The organism is Streptococcus sp. KCJ4932 (assembly GCF_004352745.1).
GTDB classification, from domain to species: domain Bacteria; phylum Bacillota; class Bacilli; order Lactobacillales; family Streptococcaceae; genus Streptococcus; species Streptococcus ruminicola.
Genome location: NZ_SJWW01000004.1, coordinates 13,735 through 38,049, shown reverse-complemented (window position 1 = coordinate 38,049; position 24,315 = coordinate 13,735). Strand labels below are relative to the sequence as shown.

Here is a 24,315-nt window from a genome sequence, read left to right as displayed (position 1 = left end):
TACAATTAGATTCTTATAATATAAAGAAAACGCCTACAGATTAGGCGTTTTAGCTTTCTTTAAGATAAAATAAGAGAATTCCTAAAATTATGACAAGCAAAATGGTCACCGAATCTTTGATTTTCCATTGTAAAATTCGGTATTTTGTACGTCCATCTCCACCTTGATAGCCACGTGCTTCCATAGCAAGAGCCAAAGCATCCGCACGTTTAAAGCTTGAAGCAAAGAGCGGAATAAGGATTGGAATGATTGATTTAACCTTTTGAATGAGATTTCCTTCACCAAAATCAACCCCACGCGCTCGCTGAGCTTTCATAATACGTGTCGTATCATCCATCAATGTTGGGACAAAACGTAAACTCAAAGACAACATTAAGCCGATTTCGTGAGCAGGAACCTTAAAACGAACAAATGGCTTCAACAATGACTCCACAGCATCAGCAAGGCTTAAAGGCGTTGTCGTCAAGGTTAATAGCGTTGAAAAGAAGATAATCAAAACAAAACGCATGAAAATTAATATTGCTTGATTAAACCCGTAGCTAGTAATTTTCAAAATACCAAATTGGAAATAGGTCTCACCACCGTGTGTAAAGAACATTTGAAATAAGGTCGTGAATAAAATAATTCCAATCATCGGACGAACACCCTTTAAGAAGAAGCTAAGTTTTATCTTCGATAAGAAGACAACTCCTAAAGTAAAAGCAATCATCAATAGATTGGTCACAAGGTTATTGGCCCAAAAAACAATGATAATGTATAAAATCATTGAAAGAAGTTTACTACGAGGGTCTAGACGATGAATTAAGGAATCTCCAGGTACATAACGACCAAGTATTAATTTATCCATGTTTCACCACCTCTGCAAATTCTTCTATAGTAATTGGTAAAGTATCTAAATGTAAGCCGCGTTTGACAAGTTGCTGAGCGAATTTCGTAATTTTAGGAACACCAAGTTGTTTACTTTCAAGAAATGCGACATCTTGGAAGACTTCTTTAGGATAACCTGAGCGAACCAATTTACCACCTTCAAGAACATTAACATAATCAGCATAATTGGCAACATCATCCATTAAATGAGTCACTAAAACAATTGTCATGCCATTTTGATGCAGTTCTTTAAATAAAGTCATCAATTCACGGCGTCCTTTAGGGTCTAGGCCAGCTGTCGGTTCATCTAGAACCAAAACCTCTGGTTCCATGGCTAGAATCCCAGCAATAGCCACACGACGCATTTGACCACCAGATAGCTCAAAAGGATTCTTTTCAAAAAATTCTTCATGAATTCCTACCATGGTAAGTTTTTCACGCGCTAACTGTTCAGCTTCTTCTATAGAAACACCAAAATTTTGTGGTCCAAATGCCACATCCTTAAGAACTGTTTCCTCAAAAAGCTGACTTTCAGGAAATTGAAAGACTAAACCAACTTTTTTACGAACAGGCTTAATCTCCTTATTATTTGAGTTAGCTGTAATTTTAATATCATCAACAATCACAGCCCCTTCTGTAGGGACGTTAAGACCATTCAAAAGTTGCATGATTGTTGACTTACCTGACCCAGTGTGGCCGATAAAGGCTGTATATGAGCCTTCTTTTATAGTAAGATTAATGTCAAAAAGGGCACGCCCTTCAAAAGGTGTCCCCGCTTGATATGTATAATTTACGCCTTCAAGAGTGATTCCCATAACTGATCTTCTAATTCCTTTTCCGTAAGATAATTCTCTGTAAATTCAAACCCTTTGTCTTTTAAAGTAGAGATAAGATTGGCTGAAAAAGGAATATCCAATCCCAAAGTCAATAATTCTTCTCCTCTAGCAAAAAGTTCGCGTGGGGTTGAGCTTGACTCAACTTTTCCTTTTTTCATGACTAAGACACGATCACTAAGCGCAACCTCATCCAAATCATGAGTGATAGACACAACGGTCATATTATATTGATCACGAATCTCTTTGATTGTTTGAATTAATTCTAAGCGTCCTTCTGGATCAAGCATACTAGTCGCTTCATCCAAAATAATAATATTAGGACGCATGGCAATAGCACCTGCAATAGCCACACGTTGTTTTTGTCCACCTGACAAACGAGCTGGTTCACGGTCAGCAAAAGCTGACATGCCAACTAATTCAAGGGCTTCTTTGACACGTGCTTGCATCTCTTCTAATGGAATTCCCTTGTTTTCTAACCCAAATGCGACATCGTCTTCAACTGTCGCACCAACAAATTGGTTATCTGGATTTTGAAAAACCATTCCAATTTTATGACGAATGTTCCACACGTTTTCTTCAGTTAAGAGTTCTCCCTCAACAAAGATTTGACCTGATTCAGCTGCTAAAAGCCCATCAATTAAACGAACTGTGGTTGATTTTCCTGAACCATTATGGCCAATAATGGATAACCATTCTCCCTGTTTCACGTGAAACGATAAATCATCTAAGGTGTAATGTTCTTGATGATCAGTATATTTGAATTTTAAATGTTTGACGTCAATACTATTTGTCATTTAAATGTGTCCTTAAAGAGGAATCCTGCCCCTTTGAAATAATCATATCCTGAGTAAATTGTGAAAATCAAAGCGACATAAAGCAAAAGTGTTCCAATCATTGAAAAATGCAAAAGTAAGAAAATAATTGAAAACATTTGAGTAAATGTTTTGATTTTACCAGGCATAGCAGCTGCTAAAACTGTTCCACCATTTTCAACAAGTAGTAAACGAAGACCAGTTACTGCTAACTCACGACAAATAATAATCGCAGCAATCCACGCAGGAACCATTCCCAATTCAACTAACATAATAAACGCTGTCATCACTAACATTTTATCAGCCAATGGATCAGCAAATTTACCAAAGTTTGTAACAACTTGCCATTTTCTTGCAAGGTATCCATCTAAGTAGTCTGTAATACTTGCTAGCGCAAAAACAACTGCTGCAACAGCATGTCCAGCCACGCTATTCCAGATACAAAGAATCAAGATAAATACTGGAATCAAAACAATGCGACCTAATGTTAACAAATTAGGAATGTTTTCTTTTTTTGTAAAATCGATTTTCATTTTCCTACCCTATTATTGAATATTAATTGTAATGTAACTTAATGTTGTGCTTGTCAAAGCTGATGTATCTACCGCTTGACCATTGATTGCAACGTTAACACCTGCAGTGACTCCTAGTGTAATCACAGATTTTTTTGTACCTGCAGGAAGGGTTGCTGAATAGCTTGAAACTCCTGTTGAAGAAAGAAGTGTTCCAGCATCGCCAGCTTCTGAATTGCTTACAGAAACCCAACTGCTATCAGCACCAGCTAAGCTGATGTCAACTGTCAAACTATCTGTAACATTTGATAGATTAACCGTTAAATTACTTCCACCCCCTTCAGTTTCCATCTTCAATGATTTTTCTTCAGAGGAAGAAGATTCACTGGTTGATGAACTTTCTGGAGTTGATGAGCTACTTGATGATGAACTATGAACAACAGAGTAGCTTGGTTTTGCTTGATTGCTATCACTTTGAAGCTGTGTCCAAGTGACAAATGAAACAAAAGCTAAAATTCCTAAAGCAACTAAGCAAAGCAGAATAATCGGAAGATAAGTTGCTGTTTTTTCTGAACTTTTATAACGACTTGAACGTGAACCAACACCAAAATCATCTGTCTGTTCAGGTTTAGGCTCAGGTTTAGGTTTAGAAACTGAAACTGGAGCTGTTTTAGCTACTTTTTTATGACTTGGTACGATTGTAATTTTCTCATCCTCAGCAACTACTGGTGCTGTTTCAATACTTGATGCAAATATTTGTGCTCGATAGCGCTTTAATAGTTCTGCTGCATCTACATCTACCAATTCCGCATATTGTTGAAGGTAAGTTTCAACTTCATCTTTAGGAATTAATTTAAATTTTTCTAACTCTAATGCTAAAAGATGTGGTGAAGGAATTGCTGTTTTTTCTTCAACATCTTCTAGTGTCAAGTTTTTGGCAACTCGACCTTTTCTTAAGATTTCACCAATCGTTTCTTCTCTCATACAAGGTTTCCTTTAATAAAATATAATCAGATTTATTATAGCAAATTTTAACAAGTATTTCGATTTTATTTTGGAAGGATTGTGAATTCTGTCGCGTCTGATTGACTTAAGAAATCATTTCCTCTTTTAAGAACTTCTTCAAAACTTAAAGTCTTTAATAGTTTAGGAACCGATAAATAAGTTTCCTCATCAGCAAGATGATTGATAAATTGCGCTGAAAGGTTATCAATTGAATCTAGACTCTTGAAAAAGTCTCCATACAATTCTTTTTTAACAATTTCAAAATGTTCTTCTGACAAATCCTCCAAATCACTAGACATTGCTACTTTGCTTAAATATTGTCGCAGATTCGTTGCCATAGCAATCGGAACTGAAGTATCTAGAGAAATAATCAAAAATTGGAAATTTTGATAAACTTCAATCTCAAAATCAAATGAGTCATCAATCTGACCATTTTCATAAAGTTCTTGATAACGTCTTGAAGTCCAACCCAAAATCATCGCAAAAAATAATCTCAAGGCTAATTCTTGACGCAAGGTAGATTCTCCTTCTGATAAAGCAGGACCTCTTAAGCCAATAGCTAGTTTAGGTTGTGTCACTTCCATTTGAACCGATGCCTTCGGCACAACAGATTCGTAAGCCAATTCTTGACGCTCAAGATGATGAGCTGTCTTATTTTTTCCTTTTTGACTTTCTTGAATTTGCTTAAAGATGTCATCCTTATCAAAATTGCCAACGACTAAGAGTGTCATCTCCTGTGGAGAATAAAAGACATCATGATTTTCTTTCAAGTCCGCTACTGAAATATTGGCAATACTTTCTTGAGTTCCAGCAATATCTTGAGCAAGAGCCGTTTTAGGATATAAATTTTCAAGAATTCCTTGATAAAGTCGATAATCCGCATCATCTTGATACATGTCAATCTCTTGACCGATAATCGACTTTTCTCGCTCAATTGACTCATCTGTAAAGGCAGTATCTGCCACAAAATGCTGCAACAAGTCTAAGTTTTCATTTAAATGATCTACCGTTGAAAAATAAAAACATGTTTTGTCAAAGGTTGTAAAGGCATTACTGTTGGCACCGGCATTTGTAAATAGCTCTGAAACATCTTGACCATCTTCCAATTCAAACAACTTATGTTCTAGAAAATGAGCAATCCCCTTCTCATAGCATTTTTCACTTTTATCTAGTGTAAACTTATTGTCAAGGGAGCCAAAATTAACAACCAACATCCCACAAGACTCTTGAAAATCAGTCTTAGGAATCAAAAAAACTTTCAATCCATTTTCCAGTACAGCAGTATACAAAGTTTCACCAATTTCAGGGAAAACTTTTTCAACTAATTTTGTCACTTACTTTCCCTCCAAAAAATACAGTGCTTGCAGTTTAATCTTTCTAGTTAGTTGCATCACATCAGCTTTACTAACTTTGTCAATGTTGTCAATCATATCGTCAACGCTGTAATGATTCTTCAAATATTGACCGTTGTAACTACGCTCGATTAATACTTTTGGAGAGTCTCCTGCCAATCTTAAATTGACTTGTAACATTTTCTTCGTTTGCTTAAGAAGTGCTTCTGAAAAGCGACCTACCTTAATCGTTGAAAATTGTTTGTTAATTAATTGCATCGCTCGATTGCGATTCTTCTTGTCAATACCAGCGTAAACATTCAGTAAACCTGTAAAGATATCAAAATGACTTCCGATAGTATAAGCAAGTCCTTCTTTCTCACGAACCTCTGTAAATAAACGAGAATGAGCAAAACCTCCAAACAAACCATTAAAGACAAGAAGTGTAAAGTAATCCTTGTCACCATATCTAGTTGGGAAAGAATAACCTAACTGCAAAACAGACTGATTAACTTCTCTGACTTCTAATTTTTCTTGAACAATGTTGCTAAATTCTTGTTGGTAGTCAAATACTAAATCTTTTTGACGGTCTTCAAAAGGAAATCGATTGAACAATTGTAACATGCGATAGTCATCAAACTCTCCCAATAAAAAGATGTCCAAGCGATCTTCACGAAGCATTTTCTGAAACTCTTGAAAAGCCGTGTAAGAATTTTCAGCAACTGCTAATTCAGCTGTCCCATATTTTGATGTTTGAAAAGCTGGGTTCGTAAAGAAAAGTTTTTTAAGACCTAGCTCACTACTATAAAAACTATCATCCTTATCAGCTTTTAAATAATTAATTAAGTTCGCTTGCTCAAGCTCAAATAATTTAGACTGATATTGCTCAACTGTTACAAGCGGTGAGAAAAGAACTTGATATAAAAATTCAATCACTTCTTCCAAGAGATTTTCTGTAGTCATCACATACTGATTCTTCATGAAAGTTAGTTCAATATCAACAATATGAACCAATCCCTTAGTTGATACCTTGGTTGACAAAGTCGCTCCATAAAGGCTTGCCAAACGCTCTCTAAAACGCTGTGCCGTCGGGTATTTCTCATTAGCCGTTGCTAAAATCTGAGCCACCAAAACACGTCTGGCTACCGTTTTTTGGCTGAACTCTCCTGAAAACCGAAAGGTAATGTGGTTCATTTTGAATTTCTCATTTTTGATTAGATGTAACTCAACACCATCAACTATTTTCATTACAAATTCCTTACTAAAACACTTTATTAGCTAAAATTATACCACGTTTATGTTATAATTACTTGAATTATAAAATGGAGAAAACGATGGAATACAAATTATTTGATGACTATATTACCTTACAAGCTTTACTAAAAGAACTAGGTATTATCCAAAGCGGTGGAGCTATTAAAGCCTATTTAGCAGAAACAACCGTTCTCTTCAACGGCGAAGACGAAAAACGTCGCGGTAAAAAAATTCGTCTCGGTGATGTTGTAAGCATTCCAGAAGACGGTATCACTATCGATATTATCGCACCAACAGACGAAGAAAAGAAAGAACATCTTGAAGCCTTAGCTGAAAAAGCTCGTGTTGCTGCTATCGTTAAAGAATTAAACGCTAAAAATAAAAAAGATAAGAAACAAAATCAAGCGAAAAAACAAGCGAAGCCAACTAAAGAACGTAAACCCGTTCGCTTCCCAGGAACTTAAGCATGTGGATTCAAAAAATAGCCTTAAAAAATTATCGTAATTATTTAACCAATGAGCTTGAATTTTCTCCTGGACTAAATGTCTTTATCGGAAAAAACGCTCAAGGAAAAACAAATTTCTTAGAAGCTATTTATTTCTTATCTTTAACACGTAGCCACCGTACACGTATAGACAAAGAGTTGATTCACTTTCAAGAAAAAGAACTTCGAGTCTCAGGTACCTTACAACGCTCAAGTGGAACAGTTCCTTTAGAAATCAATCTATCAAGTAAAGGACGAGTCACTAAAGTTAATCACCTCAAACAAGCGAAATTATCTGACTATATCGGAGTGATGACAGTCGTCTTATTTGCACCTGAGGATTTACAACTTATCAAAGGAGCACCTAGTCTCCGTCGCAAGTTTATTGACATTGATTTAGGGCAAATCAAGCCGGTCTACCTCTCTGATTTGTCTAATTACAATCATGTTCTTAAACAACGTAACACTTACCTAAAAACCGCTGAAAAAGTTGACATCGACTTTTTAGCAGTCCTGGATGAGCAATTAGCTGATTTTGGTAGCCGCGTCATGGAACATCGCTTAGATTTCGTCTCTAATCTCGAAAAAGAAGCCGACCGCTATCACTATGCCATCTCTAATGGCCTAGAACATTTAAAAATTCGCTATCTATCATCTGTGCCATTCCAAGAAAAAAGTGAAATCAAAGAATACTTCTTAAAAACATTGGAAAAGAATCGCAAACGTGATATCTTCAAAAAAAATACTGGTGCTGGACCTCATCGTGATGATTTAGAATTTTTCATCAACGATATGCCTGCCAATTTTGGTAGCCAAGGACAACACCGAAGTTTGATTTTATCTCTTAAAATGGCTGAAATTGAACTCATTAAGAATGTTACTAGTGATTATCCAATTCTACTTCTCGATGATGTCATGAGTGAACTAGATAACTACCGACAAACAGAATTGTTAAAAATGATTATTGCTGAAAATGTTCAAACCTTTATCACAACGACAAGTCTTGAACACCTTTCAAAACTCCCAGAAGAGTTGAAAATTTTCACTGTTAATCAAGGAACTATTGAAGAAAACTAAAAAAGCTGGCCTAAGCCAGCTTTTTTGTGTGTTTACAACTGAATTGACAATGTTGTCAATGATAATTAGTAAGATTTAACAATTCCTAGTAATACAGCTCCAAGAACAAAGCATGCAATACCAATTACCAACCAACGCATTTCTTTACGTGTTTTAGTTTCACCCAAGAAGAGGATACCACCCATAATAGAAATGATAACACCAAGTTGTGAGAAACTAAAGGCAATAGCAAGACCTGCTTTAGCAGCAGCAAGAAGCATGAAGATGTTACCAACTCCCCACATCAAACCAACGATAGCATTTTTGATAACAACTGTTTCAAATTTAACGTTAAATTTCATAAACATTACAGCACCTAGAACCATACCTACAGCCATTGGGAAGATAACAGCTAAAGCATCGAATTTCATGATGTTGTTAAATAGAATAGTGTAAGAAAGGTAACCAACTGTTGAGTAAGTCAAAGCACGGAAACCTTTACCAAAGTCAGTAAGTTCGCTAGTTTCAACTTTTTCAGCATCTCGTTTACTTGTGAAGTAGAAACCAATAACCAAAAGAAGCAAAGCAATAATACCAAGTGTGTATTGAACTGGTTTGCTCCATTCACCAAATACAATGGCACCAATCAAGCTACCAAATACAAGTTGTGCTCCACTTGACAATGGGTTACCTACTGAAACACCCATGTATTGCATTGCACGGAATTGGCCGTTTTGTCCCATAGACCAAAGCATACCACCGATGATTCCGACAACCCAAAGTGTTACTGACATTTCTGGTTGAACAAACAACCATACAACAAAGGCAAATAAAAGTGCCCCTAAAGTCATTCCTAATGTTTGTTGATCTGGTTTACCTCCAATTTTATTGCTGACAAACCCGATACTTCCCCATGCAATCATGGGAATCAATGCAAATAAAATACCCTGCATTTTTTCTCCTTTACGCTATGTTTTACAGATTAGTAAACGTTGTTTACACTGTTGTAAATATATAATTAAGTATTCGCTTTTTATGAAAACGCTTTTTCAGAAAAGTAAAAGAAAATTTCATGTTTTTTTGCGAACATAGTTACATATTCTACCATACAACCCACCATTTTGTAAAGGCCTACACAAAAAAATCTCTGATAAGTTGGTAAACTTATCAGAGATTTTATATATAACATCAATTTATCTTAGTGTACTGAGTAGTTTGGCGCTTCATTTGTAATTTGAACATCGTGTGGGTGACTTTCAATCAAACCAGCTCCTGACATTTCAACAAATTGAGCTTTTTCATGAAGAGCTGAGATATCTTCAGCACCAACATAACCCATACCAGCACGAATACCACCAAGGATTTGGAAGACGATATCGGCTACAGCACCTTTATAAGCTACACGACCTTCAATTCCTTCTGGAACAAGTTTGTTAGCTTCGTTAACAGAACCTTGGAAGTAACGATCGCTTGAACCTTTCTTCATAGCTGCAATTGATCCCATACCACGGTAAGTTTTAAATTTACGACCTTGGTAGATTTCAGTTTCACCTGGTGCTTCATCTGTACCAGCAAACATAGAACCAAGCATTACAGCATTACCACCTGCTGCCAAAGCTTTAACGATATCACCTGAGTATTTAATACCACCATCGGCGATAATTGTTTTACCATATTCACGCGCAACAGCTGCTGCGTCATAAATAGCAGTAATTTGAGGAACACCGACACCTGCAACGACACGAGTCGTACAGATTGAACCAGGACCAATTCCGACTTTAACAACGTCAACACCAGCTTCGTAAAGGGCACGTGCACCTTCTGCAGTTGCTACGTTACCAGCAATCAATGTACGTTCTGGGAAGTGTTGACGAATTTCAGCAATTTTACGAAGAACACCAGCTGAGTGACCGTGAGCAGTATCGATAACAATGGCATCTGCACCTGCTTCAAAGAGGGCTTCAGCACGCTCGAATGTATCTGAAGTAACACCGACAGCACCTGCAACCAAAAGACGACCGAATTCATCTTTAGCGGCATTAGGGAATTCAATAACTTTTTCAATATCTTTGATAGTGATAAGACCTGACAAACGTCCAGCTTCATCAACCAAAGGCAATTTTTCAATACGGTGTTCGTGAAGAATGCGTTCTGCAGTTTCCAAATCAGTTCCAACAGGAGCTGTTACCAATTTTTCACTTGTCATGTGTGCTGAAATTGGAGCATGGTAATCTGAGATGAAACGCATATCACGGTTTGTGATAATCCCTACTAATTTACGATTTTCAAGGGTTTCAACAATCGGAACACCACTAATGCGGTAACGTTGCATCAACTCTTCTGCTTCAGAGACAGAATGTTTAGGTGTTAAGAAGAAAGGATCAATAATAACACCATTTTCTGAACGTTTTACTTTACGGATTTCTTCTGCTTGTTCTTGAATTGACATATTTTTGTGAACAACACCAAGACCACCCGCACGTGCAATAGCAATTGCCATTTTACTGTCAGTAACAGTATCCATAGCAGCTGTCACGATAGGAATGTTCAATGTCAAATTTTTTGCAAGTTTTGTTTGCATGTTAACTTCATTTGGAAGAACATGACTTTCAGCAGGAATGAGTAGTACGTCATCAAAAGTGTAACCTTTTTTCAAAAATTTAGTGTCCCAATTTGACATTAAATAACCCTCTTTTCTATATATTTGTAGGGGATTTTTAACCCTAGCTAATTTTTTATTGTTACTATAATAACACGCTAAATTCATTTGTCAACAAATTAAATTCAATTTTTTTCCAAAAATTCTTTCCTATATTAGACTGATTATTTTTGCAATTCTCATTTAAAACAAATGTTGTTATCTACCAAAAAACTCCAAGGCATCGCCTCAGAGTTCTGTTTATTTTAGAAATAGTTAATTCCCATAGCTGCTTTAACTTCAGCAAGAGTTTGACCGGCAACTTCACGCGCAGCTTGGCTACCTTTTTCAAGCATACGGAAGACCTCACCCATATCCTTAGCGTATTCCAAACGGCGTTCACGAATTGGTGCCAACTCACGTTCAAGAATTTCAAGAAGGTAACGTTTTGTTTTCACATCACCAAGACCACCACGTTGGTAGTGTTCTTTCATAGCAGCAATATCAGCTTGATCTTCTTCACGTCCAAAGATATCAAGGTAATGGAAGACCATATTTCCTTCGATTTGTCCTGGATCTTCAACACGGATGTGATTAGGATCTGTATACATGCTCATTACTTTTTTACGAACAGTATCAGCATCATCAGATAAGTAGATACCATTTCCAAGAGATTTAGACATTTTAGCATTACCATCTAAACCTGGCAAGCGACCAGCTGCTTCATTTTTAGGGAAGATACCTTCTGGTTCAACCAAAACATCTGTTTTATAAGTGTGATTGAAGCTACGTACGATTTCACGTGTTTGTTCAATCATTGGTTTTTGGTCATTTCCGACTGGCACATAATTAGCTTTAAAAGCAGTAATATCTGCGGCTTGTGAAATTGGGTAAACCAAGAACCCTGTTGGAATTGAGCTACCAAATCCTTTTTGAGCAATTTCTGTTTTAACAGTAGGGTTACGTTCTAGACGTGACAATGAAACAAGATTCATGTAGTACATTGTCAATTCAGCCAATTCAGGAATTTGACTTTGAATGAAAATTGTTGATTTAGCTGGATCAAGTCCTACTGATAAGTAGTCCAAAGCAACATTTCCAACTGATTCTCTGATAATTTCAGACTCTTTAGCGTGGTCTGTCAAAGCTTGTTGGTCTGCCAAAAAGACAAACATATCATACTTATCTTCATTTTGTAGAAGAACACGATTTTTTAGACTTCCAACATAGTGTCCTAGGTGCAATTTACCTGTTGGACGGTCACCTGTTAAAATAATTGGTTTTGCCATATTATCACCTCAAAATTAATTTCAAAAGTAAAAAATAGCCCCACGTAGTTAAACTACGTGAGGGCGTTGTCAATACGCGGTACCACCTCAATTGATAGAACTAGCCTACCATCTCTTACCACTATATAAAAATTTACACGGTTCATGTAAAGATTATTCTCTTTTACCATCAGCCCATTCATGTAAGCTTACTACTGATTCACAGCACCATCAGCTCTCTAAAAGTACGCGTTTACATTACTCTTCTGAATCTTCTTCATTTTATGAAATTCTGGGTTCTTTGTCAAGTTTGTACAGCATTTTGAGCTCTTTTATGCTCGAAGAATAATTATACATTTTGTATTTTAATTAAATTAGAAAGATTAAAGCTAGCATTTTCCAAACACTCCTTTTGCCCAAAAATCTTGACGTTAAGCTGCTTCTTTGCCATAATATAATCGTTTGTTTTGTTATAAAAAAGAGGATTAACTATGAAAAAAAGACTGATTGATTTTGCACTCGTAACTGCAGGAGCTTTTATTGCCGCTGTTGGCTTCAATTGCTTTTTCCTTGAAAATCATATTGCATCTGGTGGTGTGGTCGGCTTAGCGGTCAGCTTAAAAGCTCTATTTGGCTGGAATCCTGGTAACTTTGTTATGATTACCAATGTTCCTTTATTGTTAGCTTGTTGGCTTTTCCTTGGAAAAGAAACTTTCTTCAAAACCATTTATGGGTCATGGATTTATTCTATTTTTGTCAAATTGACAGAAAATCTACCAAATCTGACTCATAATCCGCTACTAGCTGCTCTGTTTGGAGCTATTATCTGTGGCTTTGGTTTAGGAGTTGTTTTCTGGGGGAATTCTTCAACTGGTGGTACTGGTATTATCACCCAAATTCTCCATAAATACACACCGCTTCCTTTAGCAGTAGCCATGACGATTGTCGATGGTTGTAGTGTAGCTATGGGATTTATCGCCTTTGATACTGACACAGTAATGTATTCGATTATTGCTTTACTCGTTATTGGATACGTGGTAAATAGCATGCAAATTGGTGTTACTTCATCTCGTAACTTGATGATTATTTCACCTAAAAATGACTTGATCAAAAACTATATTTCAACAGAAGCTGACCGTGGTGTCACTGAAATCCCTGTTACTGGTGGTTTTTCTGGCGACCGTCAAACCATGTTAATGACAACCGTTTCTCGCCAAGAAGTTCCACGTTTAGAAAAAAATATTCAAAAAATCGACGAAGCAGCCTTTATCGTTGTTATGCCCGCAACACAAGTTATGGGACGTGGTTTCAGCCTTAAAAAATACTACAAACTCAACGAAAAAGACGCCATTTTACCAATGTAACCCAAACGTAACTCAAAGCCCCACTTCTCTAATTGAAAATTGGGGCTTTTTCATGTACAATGAGCTTATAGATAAATAATATGAGGTGAAAAATTGCTTACAGTTTCTGATGTATCACTACGTTTCAGCGATAGAAAACTGTTTGATGAGGTTAACATCAACTTTACAGCTGGAAATACCTATGGTTTAATCGGTGCCAACGGTGCAGGAAAATCTACATTTTTAAAAATCTTGGCAGGAGATATTGAACCAACAACAGGTCATGTTTCCCTTGGTCCAGACGAACGTCTATCTGTTCTTCGTCAAAATCACTTTGACTACGAAGAAGAACGTGCGATTGATGTCGTTATCATGGGGAATGAACGCCTTTACAATATCATGAAAGAAAAAGACGCTATCTACATGAAACCTGACTTTTCAGATGAAGATGGTGTCCGTGCAGCAGAATTAGAAAGTGAATTCGCTGAGCTTGGCGGTTGGGAAGCTGAGAGTGAAGCTTCACAATTGCTCCAAAACCTTAATATTCCAGAAGACCTTCACTACCAAAACATGAGCGAACTTGCTAATGGTGACAAGGTGAAAGTTCTCCTTGCCAAAGCTCTTTTTGGTAAACCAGATGTTCTTCTTCTTGACGAACCAACCAATGGTCTTGACATCCAATCTATCACTTGGTTAGAAGACTTCTTGATTGACTTTGAAAATACAGTCATCGTCGTATCCCATGACCGTCACTTCTTGAACAAAGTATGTACACACATGGCTGACCTTGATTTTGGTAAAATCAAACTTTACGTCGGTAACTATGACTTCTGGAAACAATCATCTGAACTTGCTGCTCGCCTGCAAGCTGACCGTAACGCTAAAGCAGAAGAAAAAATCAAAGAATTGCAAGAATTCGTTGCTCGCTTCTCTGCCAACGCTTCTAAATCAAAACAAGCCACTTCTCGTAAGAAAATGCTTGATAAAATCGAACTTGAAGAAATTGTTCCATCAAGTCGTAAATACCCATTCATCAACTTCAAAGCTGAGCGTGAACTTGGTAAGGACCTTCTAACAGTCGAAAACTTGTCTGTTAAAATCGATGGTGAGACTGTTCTCGATAATATCAGCTTTATCCTACGTCCAGGTGATAAAACAGCCTTCATCGGACAAAACGATATTCAAACAACAGCTCTTATTCGTGCATTGATGGATGATATCGAATACGAAGGAACTATCAAATGGGGTGTTACAACAAGTCGCTCTTACCTTCCAAAAGATAACTCACGTGATTTTGCTTCAGGTGAGTCAATCCTTGAATGGCTTCGTCAATTTGCTTCTAAAGAAGAAGACGATAATACATTCCTTCGTGGATTCCTAGGTCGTATGCTCTTCTCTGGAGATGAAGTTAACAAATCAGTTAGCGTTCTTTCAGGGGGAGAAAAAGTGCGCGTGATGCTTTCTAAATTGATGCTTCTCAAATCAAACGTTCTTGTCCTTGATGACCCAACTAACCACTTAGACTTGGAATCAATCTCAAGCTTGAATGATGGCTTGAAAGACTTCAAAGAATCTATCATCTTTGCGAGTCACGACCACGAGTTCATCCAAACACTTGCCAACCACATCGTTGTCATTTCTAAAAATGGTGTGATTGACCGTATCGATGAAACTTATGATGAATTCCTTGAAAATGAAGAAGTTCAAGCAAAAGTTAAAGAACTTTGGAAAGACTAATCGTCGTAATCTAAAACGACATTACCATATTTTACATTATAGAAAAGAAACAGGTTGGGATTATTATCTCAACCTGTCTTACTAACATTATGAAACTAAAATCTTTTAAACTAACAAATAACACCATTTACTACCTAACAGCATTCTTCTTGCCTTTTGTAATTTTATTTCTAGCCCTTTTGGCTGAAAATATTTCCTTTAACGGTGAGACAACTATTTTAGCTAGTGATGGCTTTCACCAATACGTTATTTTCGCTGAAAATTTACGAAATATTTTACACGGTTCAGATAGTCTATTTTATACCTTTACCAGTGGGCTGGGATTAAATTTTTATGCTTTAATCAGCTATTATCTTGGTAGTTTCTTCTCACCTTTTGTCTACTTCTTTAGCTTAAAAAGCATGCCCGATGCCATTTATCTCTTTACATTGTTAAAAGTTGCTTGCATGGGATTAACTAGCTTTTATAGCCTACGCCAACTGTATCCAAAGGTATTAAAACCATTTACCGTTATCCTCTCAAGCTCATATGCGCTGATGAGCTTTGCTATTAGCCAGATTGAGATTAATATGTGGCTGGATGTCTTCATCCTTTTGCCGCTCATTATTCTAGGACTTAATCGATTACTAAATCAGAAAAAATTCATCTTATATTACCTGACGTTAACCATTCTCTTTATTCAAAATTACTACTTTGGTTATATGGTTGCTATTTTCCTTGTGCTTTATTTTCTTGTTCAAATCAGTAAGGAAAACCACTGGAAAATAAGAGGACGTCAATTTGTAGACTTTACAGTAGTGTCAATCTTAGCTGGATTATCTAGCTGTGTCATGCTGCTACCTACTTACTTGGACCTGTCAACGCACGGTGAGAAATTCTCTACCTTTACAGAATGGTTTACAGAAAATTCGTGGTTCCTAGACTTATTTGCCAAAAACTTTGTTGGTGCTTATGACACAACAAAATTTGGCTCAATTCCTATGATTTATGTAGGGATTTTCCCTTTAATCTTAGCTATTATCTTCTTTACCATCAAGTCAATCAAATGGCAAACACGTTTAGCTTACGGTATTGTTTTACTACTCATTATTGCTAGTTTTTACCTTGAACCATTAGATTTAATGTGGCAAGGAATGCACTCACCAAATATGTTTCTGCACCGTTATTCTTGGGCATTTTCACTAATGGTGATTCTTTTGGCCGCAGAAACGTTGTCACGTCTCAAAGAATTAACTGTTAAGCATTACCTTATTGGTATTGTTCCACTAGGGCTTGGCTTTTTAACTACGGTACTGCTCAAAAATCATTATCAATTTTTAGAAGCACCACAAATCATTATCACCTTTTCTTTCTTAGCTGCTTACACCATTATATTAATTAGCTACGCTAAGCAGTACTTAACATTTAATTTATTCATTAGCTTTACACTTCTCTTTACAGTATTTGAAACTTCACTTAACACCTATTATCAAATTACAGCCCTAAATAGCGAATGGGTCTTTCCTTCTCGTCAAAGTTATGAGCTTAATTTGACAGATACTGAAAAACTCATTCAAAAAAGTCAAAAACTAAACACGACATTTTATCGTACCGAGGAGCTCCTTCCTCAAACAGGTAATGACAGCATGAAATACAATTATCATGGTATTTCTCAGTTCTCATCTATTCGAAACACGACATCCAGCAGCACACTAGATCGACTCGGTTTTAAGTCAACTGGAACGAATCTAAACCTTCGTTATCAAAATAATACCTTGCTAATGGATAATTTATTTGCTGTCAAATACAATCTTTCAGAAACTGATATCAACAAATTTGGATTCCGTTACCTTGATAACTCTGGTAATACATCACTATATGAAAATCAATACGCTAGCCAATTAGCAATTCTAACCAATGGTCTTTACAAAGATATTGACTTCAGTGTCAACACGCTTGACAACCAAACTAACTGGATGAACAATCTCACTGGCTTATCTGAAAAATACTTCACGCGTGTGGCTTCCCAATTATCAGGAGGAGCTAATCTTCTAAATGGTCGTGTAACCACTAGTAATGACGGACAATTAAATTCGCATGCTGATTATAACCTTACTGTCGCTCCTAATACGCAACTTTATATCAGCGTTCCAAATATCACCTTCTCTAATGAAAATAGCCAGAAGGTCCAAATTACTGTCAATGGTAAAATGGCAGAATATACAACTGATAATGCCTACACTTTCTTTGATCTTGGATATTTTGAAGATAGTCAAACTTTGCATGTTACTCTTTCATTCCCTGAAAATAACCAAGTATCCTTTAACCAACCAAACTTTTATGCCTTAGATACGACAAGCTATCAAAAGGCTATGGAAATCATTAATCGCCAAAAGGTTAAAGTTACTACCAATAAAAACACTGTAACAGCTACCTACAAAGCCGACAAGGCTTCATCACTCCTATTTACTATTCCATACGATAAAGGTTGGACAGCTACTCAAAATGGCCAAAAAATCACTTTATCAAAAGCTCAAGACGGCTTTATGAAAGTTGACGTCAAGTCTGGAAAAGGCAAAGTCGTTCTGACTTATCTGCCTACAGGCTTTAAAGAAGGAACAATGTTATCATCAGTTGGACTCCTTCTATTTATCTGTTACAATATCGCCAGAAAACGAAAAAAATAAAAAGTATCCCTTGGATACTTTTTTGTTTACTTGATTATCTAGAAAGTGTTAAATAAACACCAAAAGAGCTAGAACAATTGTTCTAGCTCTTTTTAGGCAATAAAAAATCCTAAGTAAAACTTAGGAAGGTGTCTTATCACTCCGGCAGTAGGACTCGAACCTACGACATCATGATTAACAGTCATGCGCTACTACCAACTGAGCTATGCCGGATAAACAAAAAAACTGCTAAGCAGTAGTTTTATAGTCCGTACGGGATTCGAACCCGTGTTACCGCCGTGAAAAGGCGGTGTCTTAACCCCTTGACCAACGGACCAGAAGTTTTAGGATTTCCCCTCAACACTCTTATTATTATACCAGATATTTTTTCTTTGTCTATAGTTTTTTTCAATTTTTTTTACTTTTTTTGAAGTTTTTTTGCACTAAATTATCGCCAAAAAATTCAAACAATTTTAACGTGCTAAAAAGCCTTTAATATCAAGCATTTACAGGTGAACTTTCGGTAAATAAGAAAAAGTGTTTACTAGTAAAAAAGTATTTTTTTCTTTTACCTATTCTTTACTTTTTAAAAACCATCCAGGCTAGCGTAAAGTACGATTTTTAGTTGACAGAAAAGCTGTTATTTTGATAGAATGATTAAGTTGATATGGTCTCATAGCTCAGCTGGATAGAGCATTCGCCTTCTAAGCGAACGGTCGCAGGTTCGAATCCTGCTGGGATCAAATCTTAAGCCGGCTTTAGCCGGCTTTTTTATTTTCTCCACTAGTAGTGTTTCACATGAAACTAGAAAAAGCAGTTCAAATTGAACTGCTTTTTACTTATGATAAGGACTTCCTTGTTGTATCATGAAAGCTCGATAAATTTGCTCAGATAAAACTAGGCGCATTAACTGATGAGGTAAAGTTAGTAAACCAAAACTCATTTTGAGATTTGCACGTTTTTTTACCTTGTCAGCTAGACCTAGGCTACCTCCAATGACAAATACAATGTCTGAATAACCTCTCAAAGTTGCATCGGCGATAATCTTACTAAATTCTTCTGATGGGAATTGTTTACCTTCAATAGCTAAAACAATGACGTAATCGCGCTCAGAGATTTTAGCTAAAATACGGTCACCCTCTTTTTCCATGATTTGGTGATTTTGCGCCTCACTCGCATTATCTGGTGTTTTTTCATCGGGCAACTCAACAATTTCAAATTTGGCAAAGCGACTCATGCGTTTACCATACTCCGCAATACCATCTTTTAAGTATTTTTCTTTTAATTTTCCAACAGCAATAATTTTTACTTTCATGCCTTCTATTTTACCACATATTCACAAGCTTTTCACACATTATCCACATGTTAACAATCTGTAATTAGGCTCAATATCGCTATATTTTAGGGATTTTTGAACAAATTTAAAAAGTTTTCCACAGCCTGTGGATTACTTTATTTTTTTTATCTTTTAAGGTATAATTAAGTCGTTTTTTATATGCTATCTGTGAATAAAAAAAGGGAGGAAGAGACGTGAAAAAAATAAAATTTCGAAAAGTCAATTACAAAAAAATCCTTAAACCACTATCCGTTATTTTAGTTGGTTTCATCGGAGGAGTTGCTGGGACCTTACTCATGTTGAATATGGCTGGCATCTCTATTAATAATGTTAGTGGTTCAAGTACAAAAACCACAACAAGTAAAGTAAGTTACTCAAATACTAATGATACGACGAAAGCTGTCGAAAAAGTGGGAGAAGCAGTCGTATCAGTCATCAATTATCAATCAAATAGCTCTTCAAATGATTTGTATATGCAAATGTTTGGTGGCAATTTAGATAATAACACTAATAATAATGGCTCAGATAGTGATTTAAGCATCGCTAGTGAAGGTTCTGGGGTTATTTACAAAAAAGATGGCAATTCTGCTTACGTCGTTACTAATAACCACGTTGTCGATGGCGCTAGTCAAATCGAAATCATGCTTTCTGACGGTACAAAAGTAGTTGGTGAATTAGTCGGTGCCGATACTTACTCAGATATCGCCGTTGTCAAAATTTCTTCTGATAAAGTCACAACAGTAGCTGAATTTGCTGATTCAGATAAAATTACTGTTGGTGAAACAGCCATTGCTATTGGTAGCCCTCTAGGTACTGATTACGCTAACTCAGTAACCCAAGGGATTATCTCAAGTCTAAGCCGTACAGTCACAATGACTAACGATGATGGCGAAACAATTTCAACGAATGCTATCCAAACTGATGCCGCTATTAACCCAGGTAACTCTGGTGGTGCTTTGATTAACATTGAAGGACAAGTGATTGGTATTAATTCAAGTAAAATTTCTTCTACCTCAGATTCTGGATCAGGTAATTCTGTAGAAGGTATGGGATTTGCTATTCCAGCTAATGATGTGGTTAAAATTATTAATCAATTAGAAGCAAACGGAAAAGTTATCCGTCCAGCACTTGGTATCACAATGGCTAACCTAAGCGATTTGTCAACAACAACAATCAGTCGCCTAAATATTCCAACTAGCGTCACAGCTGGTATCGTCGTTGCTTCAGTTCAATCAGGTATGCCTGCTGAAGGAACACTTAAAAAATACGATGTGATTACAGCTATCGATGATAAAGATGTTTCTTCTATCACAGATCTTCAAAGTGTCCTTTACGGTCATTCAACTGGAGATTCTATTAAGGTAACCTTCTATCGTGGTACTGAAAAGAAAACAGAAACTATTAAACTAACGAAAACAACACAAGACCTCTCTTCATCAAATCAATAATTTAACTAAAAACTAATGAGGCTGAGCTTCTCAGCTTCATTTTTTAAAGGAAAAAACTATGATTGAAACACTTAATCTCATACCTATTGACGATATTGCTCCAAATCCTTACCAACCTCGTTTGAAATTTAAGCAAGAAGAATTAGAAGAGCTTTCTCGCTCAATAAAAGCAAACGGCCTCATACAGCCGATAATCGTACGTAACTCAGATATTTTTGGTTACGAGCTCATTGCAGGAGAAAGACGTCTTAAAGCATCAAAAATGGCTGGTTTAAGCGAAATTCCTGCAATTATAAAAGATATTACTAATAAAGAAAGCATGCAGCTTGCCATTGTCGAAAATTTGCAGCGCTCTGACCTCAATCCTATTGAAGAAGCCAAAGCTTATCAGCAATTGCTCGATAAAAACCAAATGACTCACGAAGAGTTGGCACAATTTATGGGAAAATCACGACCATATATCACTAATTGCTTGCGCTTATTGAATTTACCGACGATTATTTCTCATGCCGTCGAAAAAGGTGAACTTTCTCAAGGACACGCGCGTGTGCTGCTGACACTTAAGGACGAAAAAGAGCAGGAGAAGTGGTACCAAAAAATTCTGAGCGAGGATATGAGCGTTCGCAAACTCGAACAAGCTGTAAAATCTACTAAAAAGAAAAAAACATCTTCTAAAGTAAGCAAAAAAGATATTTTTATCCGTCATCAAGAAGAAGAATTATCAAAATTATTAGGTCTCCCTGTCACCTTATCACTTTCTAAAAGTGGCTTTAAAGGAGACTTACAATTACATTTTCAATCAGAAGAAGACTTAAACAGAATTATCAACAGGCTAAAATAGCTTGTGAATTTCTCATTTTCAATTTCATAGTTTTCCACAAGAAAAAGCGGCTAAAATCACTGATTTTAGGCCTTTTTTTGTGTTGTCCACACCCTGTGGAAAACTCCTATAAACAGTGTGGATTTTTTATTTTCACAGTTGTGGAAAACTTTGAGATTTTATGTTAAAATAATTTATGAATTATCCACAAAAAGGAATAGACTATGACTGAAAATGAACAAATTTTTTGGAATAGGGTCCTTGAACTGGCAAAAAGTCAACTAAAACAAGCAACTTATGAATTTTTTGTTTTAGATGCTCGATTAATTCAAATTGAGCAAAATACGGCGACGATTTACCTAGATCCTATGAAAGAACTCTTTTGGGATAAAAATTTAAAACCAATCATTTTAACGGCTGGTTTTGAGGTTTATAATGCTGAAATTGTCGTGAACTATGTCTTCGAAGAAGATTTAGCTAAACAAGCAGTAGAAGAAGCAACTTCCCAAGTTCTCCAAACACCACAAAAAAACCACCTGCCCCAGGTTGATTCAGACTTAAATACAAAGTATACTTTTGACAACTTTGTCCAAGGTGATGAAAACCGTTGGGCCTTTTCTGCGTCTTATGCCGTTGCGGACGCTCCAGGGACTACTTACAACCCTTTATTTATCTGGGGTGGACCTGGACTCGGAAAAACTCACTTGCTAAATGCCATTGGTAATGCGGTATTGCAAAATAACCCCAAAGCGCGTGTAAAATACATCACAGCTGAAAATTTCATCAATGAATTTGTTATCCATATTCGATTGGATACTATGGAAGAATTGAAAGAAAAATTCCGTAATCTTGATGTTTTGCTGATTGATGATATTCAATCACTCGCCAAAAAAACATTATCTGGTACGCAAGAAGAGTTTTTCAACACTTTCAACGCTCTTTACGATAACAACAAACAAATCGTACTGACCAGTGACCGCACGCCAGATCATCTCGACAATCTGGAACAACGTTTGGTCACGCGCTTCAAATGGGGCTTGACAATTAATATCACTCCTCCTGATTTTGAAACACGCGTGGCAATTTTGACCAATAAAACACAAGAGTACGATTACATTTTCCCTCAAGATACCATTGAATATCTTGCTGGACAATTTGATTCTAACGTCCGTGACCTCGAAGGGGCTTTAAAAGATATTAGCCTTGTGGCAAGTATTAAAAAAGTCCAAACCATCACCGTCGATATTGCTGCTGAAGCCATTCGAGCTCGTAAGCAAGATGGTCCGAAAATGACGGTTATCCCAATAGAAGAAATTCAAAGTCAAGTTGGGAAATTCTACGGAGTCACTGTCAAAGAAATCAAAGCTACTAAACGTACGCAAGATATTGTTTTGGCACGTCAGGTAGCCATGTATTTGGCGCGTGAGATGACTGATAACTCTCTTCCAAAAATCGGAAAAGAATTTGGTGGCCGTGACCACTCTACCGTTCTTCATGCCTATAATAAAATCAAAAATATGCTGGCTCAAGACGATAGTTTGCGAATCGAAATTGAAACCATCAAAAACAAGATCAAATAAGCATTGTGGATAAGTAGCAAAAAAAATATGCGATTTATCCACAGGTTGTTAACAACTCTTATTCCGCGATTTTTATAGCATTTTTGGAGTTATCAACAGTATAAACAAGACCTACTACTACTACTAACTTAATACTTATAAATTAAAGGAGTTATCTTCATGATAAAATTCTCAATTAATAAATCATTCTTTCTTCAAGCATTGAATGCTACCAAGAGAGCAATCTCTTCGAAGAATGCAATTCCTGTATTATCTACTATCAAAATTGAAGTTCAAAATAGTAACATCACCTTAACAGGTTCAAATGGACAAATTTCAATTGAAAATACTATTCCAACTTCTAATGAAAATGCAGGTCTTTTGATTACATCACCAGGTGCAGTTCTATTAGAAGCAAACTTCTTTATTAACATTGTTTCAAGTCTTCCAGATGTTACTTTAGATTTTGAAGAAATTGAACATCACCAAATCGTTTTGACAAGTGGTAAATCAGAAATCACTCTTAAAGGGAAAGATGTTGACCTTTACCCACGTCTTCAAGAAATGGCTACTGAAAATCCTCTAGTTATTGAAACAAAATTATTGAAGTCAATCATTACAGAAACAGCTTTTGCAGCTAGCCTTCAAGAAAGTCGTCCAATTTTAACTGGTGTTCACATGGTGCTTAGCGACCACAAAGATTTCAAAGCTGTCGCTACTGACTCACATCGCATGAGCCAACGCAAATTAACTTTAGACAATACTTCAAACGACTTTAACGTTGTTATCCCAAGTAAATCTCTTCGTGAATTTGCAGCAGTTTTCACAGATGATATTGAAACAGTAGAAGTCTTCTTCTCAGATAGTCAAATGCTTTTCAGAAGTGACTACATTAGCTTCTATACACGTCTATTAGAGGGAAATTATCCTGATACAGACCGTTTGTTGACAAATTCATTTGAAACAGAAGTTACCTTCAATACAGGTGCTCTTCGTTCAGCTATGGAACGTGCTCATTTGATTTCAAATGCCACACAAAATGGTACTGTTAAGCTTGAAATTACAAATAACAGCGTTTCAGCTCACGTTAACTCTCCTGAAGTTGGTAAAGTTAACGAAGAATTGGATATCATTGACCAATCAGGTAGTGATTTGACAATCAGCTTTAACCCAACTTACTTGATTGAAGCTCTTAAAGCCTTGAAGAGTGAAACAGTTGTGATTCGCTTTATCTCACCAGTTCGTCCATTTACGTTGATGCCAGGTGATGATGCTGAAAACTTTATTCAATTAATCACACCGGTTCGTACAAACTAAAATTCTTTAAGGAAACTTTAAGGATGAATTCGTATACTATAATCATC

General features: G+C 36.4%; 20 protein-coding genes and 3 tRNA genes. 10 read left to right on the top strand and 13 right to left on the bottom strand.

Translation table 11 applies throughout. The features are described from left to right. Positions 1 to 49: 49 nt before the first annotated feature. The 7 genes from E0E02_RS02645 to E0E02_RS02615 all read right to left on the bottom strand — a co-directional run bounded on the left by E0E02_RS02645 (position 50) and on the right by E0E02_RS02615 (position 6,611). A complete protein-coding gene (locus tag E0E02_RS02645) occupies positions 50 to 847 on the bottom strand; it encodes an energy-coupling factor transporter transmembrane protein EcfT (protein WP_039696097.1) in 798 nt (265 codons plus the stop codon). Further along, the gene (locus E0E02_RS02640; RefSeq protein WP_133017774.1) at positions 840 to 1,682 is read right to left on the bottom strand and encodes an energy-coupling factor ABC transporter ATP-binding protein; all 843 of its coding nucleotides are present in this window, start codon (positions 1,680 to 1,682) and stop codon (positions 840 to 842) included. The genes E0E02_RS02645 and E0E02_RS02640 overlap by 8 nt, the downstream gene beginning before the upstream one ends. Continuing rightward, a complete protein-coding gene (locus tag E0E02_RS02635) occupies positions 1,658 to 2,497 on the bottom strand; it encodes an energy-coupling factor ABC transporter ATP-binding protein (RefSeq protein WP_133017773.1) in 840 nt (279 codons plus the stop codon). Before E0E02_RS02635 ends, E0E02_RS02640 begins: the two co-directional genes overlap by 25 nt. Next, positions 2,494 to 3,048, bottom strand: coding sequence for a CDP-diacylglycerol--glycerol-3-phosphate 3-phosphatidyltransferase (gene pgsA / locus E0E02_RS02630; protein WP_039696094.1), 555 nt, complete (start codon positions 3,046 to 3,048; stop codon positions 2,494 to 2,496). The genes E0E02_RS02635 and pgsA overlap by 4 nt, the downstream gene beginning before the upstream one ends. A 12-nt stretch (positions 3,049 to 3,060) precedes the next feature. Next, complete coding sequence (locus E0E02_RS02625) at positions 3,061 to 4,011, bottom strand: helix-turn-helix domain-containing protein (RefSeq protein WP_133017772.1); 951 nt, start codon at positions 4,009 to 4,011, stop codon at positions 3,061 to 3,063. Between the two features lie 65 nt (positions 4,012 to 4,076). Continuing rightward, complete coding sequence (locus E0E02_RS02620) at positions 4,077 to 5,366, bottom strand: pitrilysin family protein (RefSeq protein ID WP_074564709.1); 1,290 nt, start codon at positions 5,364 to 5,366, stop codon at positions 4,077 to 4,079. After that, positions 5,367 to 6,611 carry a pitrilysin family protein gene (locus tag E0E02_RS02615; protein WP_006531474.1) on the bottom strand — a complete coding sequence of 415 codons (1,245 nt, stop codon included), beginning with the start codon at positions 6,609 to 6,611 and terminating at the stop codon, positions 5,367 to 5,369. 86 nt (positions 6,612 to 6,697) lie between these two features. Between E0E02_RS02615 and yaaA the strand changes: the two genes are divergently transcribed. Both yaaA and recF read left to right on the top strand, forming a co-directional pair. Then, the gene (yaaA, locus tag E0E02_RS02610) at positions 6,698 to 7,081 is read left to right on the top strand and encodes a S4 domain-containing protein YaaA (protein WP_039696090.1); all 384 of its coding nucleotides are present in this window, start codon (positions 6,698 to 6,700) and stop codon (positions 7,079 to 7,081) included. 2 nt (positions 7,082 to 7,083) lie between these two features. After that, complete coding sequence (gene recF / locus E0E02_RS02605) at positions 7,084 to 8,178, top strand: DNA replication/repair protein RecF (protein ID WP_133017771.1); 1,095 nt, start codon at positions 7,084 to 7,086, stop codon at positions 8,176 to 8,178. Between the two features lie 65 nt (positions 8,179 to 8,243). On the opposite strand, the gene E0E02_RS02600 is transcribed toward recF, so the two are convergent. The 3 genes from E0E02_RS02600 to trpS form a co-directional block, all read right to left on the bottom strand. Further along, positions 8,244 to 9,110: a GRP family sugar transporter gene (locus tag E0E02_RS02600; protein WP_133017770.1), complete on the bottom strand. Its 867-nt coding sequence runs from the start codon at positions 9,108 to 9,110 to the stop codon at positions 8,244 to 8,246. Between the two features lie 245 nt (positions 9,111 to 9,355). Continuing rightward, positions 9,356 to 10,837: an IMP dehydrogenase gene (gene guaB / locus E0E02_RS02595; RefSeq protein ID WP_133017769.1), complete on the bottom strand. Its 1,482-nt coding sequence runs from the start codon at positions 10,835 to 10,837 to the stop codon at positions 9,356 to 9,358. Between the two features lie 224 nt (positions 10,838 to 11,061). Then, the gene (trpS, locus tag E0E02_RS02590; RefSeq protein WP_074564716.1) at positions 11,062 to 12,084 is read right to left on the bottom strand and encodes a tryptophan--tRNA ligase; all 1,023 of its coding nucleotides are present in this window, start codon (positions 12,082 to 12,084) and stop codon (positions 11,062 to 11,064) included. A 470-nt stretch (positions 12,085 to 12,554) separates the two neighbouring features. Between trpS and E0E02_RS02585 the strand changes: the two genes are divergently transcribed. The 3 genes from E0E02_RS02585 (at position 12,555) to E0E02_RS02575 (ending at position 17,809) form a co-directional block, all read left to right on the top strand. Next, positions 12,555 to 13,427: a YitT family protein gene (locus E0E02_RS02585; RefSeq protein WP_074564718.1), complete on the top strand. Its 873-nt coding sequence runs from the start codon at positions 12,555 to 12,557 to the stop codon at positions 13,425 to 13,427. Positions 13,428 to 13,520: 93 nt separating this feature from the next. Next, complete coding sequence (locus E0E02_RS02580; protein ID WP_004233679.1) at positions 13,521 to 15,143, top strand: ATP-binding cassette domain-containing protein; 1,623 nt, start codon at positions 13,521 to 13,523, stop codon at positions 15,141 to 15,143. Between the two features lie 89 nt (positions 15,144 to 15,232). Then, positions 15,233 to 17,809 (top strand): YfhO family protein, encoded by a 2,577-nt coding sequence (locus E0E02_RS02575; protein ID WP_133017768.1) that lies wholly within the window; start codon positions 15,233 to 15,235, stop codon positions 17,807 to 17,809. Positions 17,810 to 17,948: 139 nt separating this feature from the next. Here the strand turns inward: E0E02_RS02575 and E0E02_RS02570 are convergent. Both E0E02_RS02570 and E0E02_RS02565 read right to left on the bottom strand, forming a co-directional pair. Then, positions 17,949 to 18,022, bottom strand: a tRNA-Asn gene (locus E0E02_RS02570). Between the two features lie 31 nt (positions 18,023 to 18,053). Beyond that, positions 18,054 to 18,125 (bottom strand) — tRNA-Glu (locus E0E02_RS02565). Between the two features lie 332 nt (positions 18,126 to 18,457). On the opposite strand from E0E02_RS02565, the gene E0E02_RS02560 reads away from it, so the two are divergent. Further along, a tRNA-Arg gene (locus E0E02_RS02560) sits at positions 18,458 to 18,531 on the top strand. Between the two features lie 92 nt (positions 18,532 to 18,623). Here the strand turns inward: E0E02_RS02560 and rlmH are convergent. Next, positions 18,624 to 19,103 carry a 23S rRNA (pseudouridine(1915)-N(3))-methyltransferase RlmH gene (gene rlmH / locus E0E02_RS02555; RefSeq protein WP_074564722.1) on the bottom strand — a complete coding sequence of 160 codons (480 nt, stop codon included), beginning with the start codon at positions 19,101 to 19,103 and terminating at the stop codon, positions 18,624 to 18,626. 215 nt (positions 19,104 to 19,318) lie between these two features. Here rlmH and E0E02_RS02550 point away from each other — a divergent pair, with 215 nt between their 5' ends. From E0E02_RS02550 to dnaN, 4 genes are all read left to right on the top strand, one after another. Then, positions 19,319 to 20,572: a trypsin-like peptidase domain-containing protein gene (locus E0E02_RS02550; protein ID WP_074564724.1), complete on the top strand. Its 1,254-nt coding sequence runs from the start codon at positions 19,319 to 19,321 to the stop codon at positions 20,570 to 20,572. A gap of 58 nt (positions 20,573 to 20,630) precedes the next feature. Further along, entirely contained in the window at positions 20,631 to 21,413 is a 783-nt protein-coding gene (locus E0E02_RS02545) for a ParB/RepB/Spo0J family partition protein (protein ID WP_074564726.1), read from the top strand. A 203-nt stretch (positions 21,414 to 21,616) separates the two neighbouring features. Beyond that, complete coding sequence (gene dnaA, locus E0E02_RS02540; protein WP_133017767.1) at positions 21,617 to 22,972, top strand: chromosomal replication initiator protein DnaA; 1,356 nt, start codon at positions 21,617 to 21,619, stop codon at positions 22,970 to 22,972. A 159-nt stretch (positions 22,973 to 23,131) separates the two neighbouring features. Continuing rightward, complete coding sequence (gene dnaN, locus E0E02_RS02535) at positions 23,132 to 24,268, top strand: DNA polymerase III subunit beta (protein ID WP_039696079.1); 1,137 nt, start codon at positions 23,132 to 23,134, stop codon at positions 24,266 to 24,268. The last annotated feature ends 47 nt before the right edge of the window (positions 24,269 to 24,315 follow it).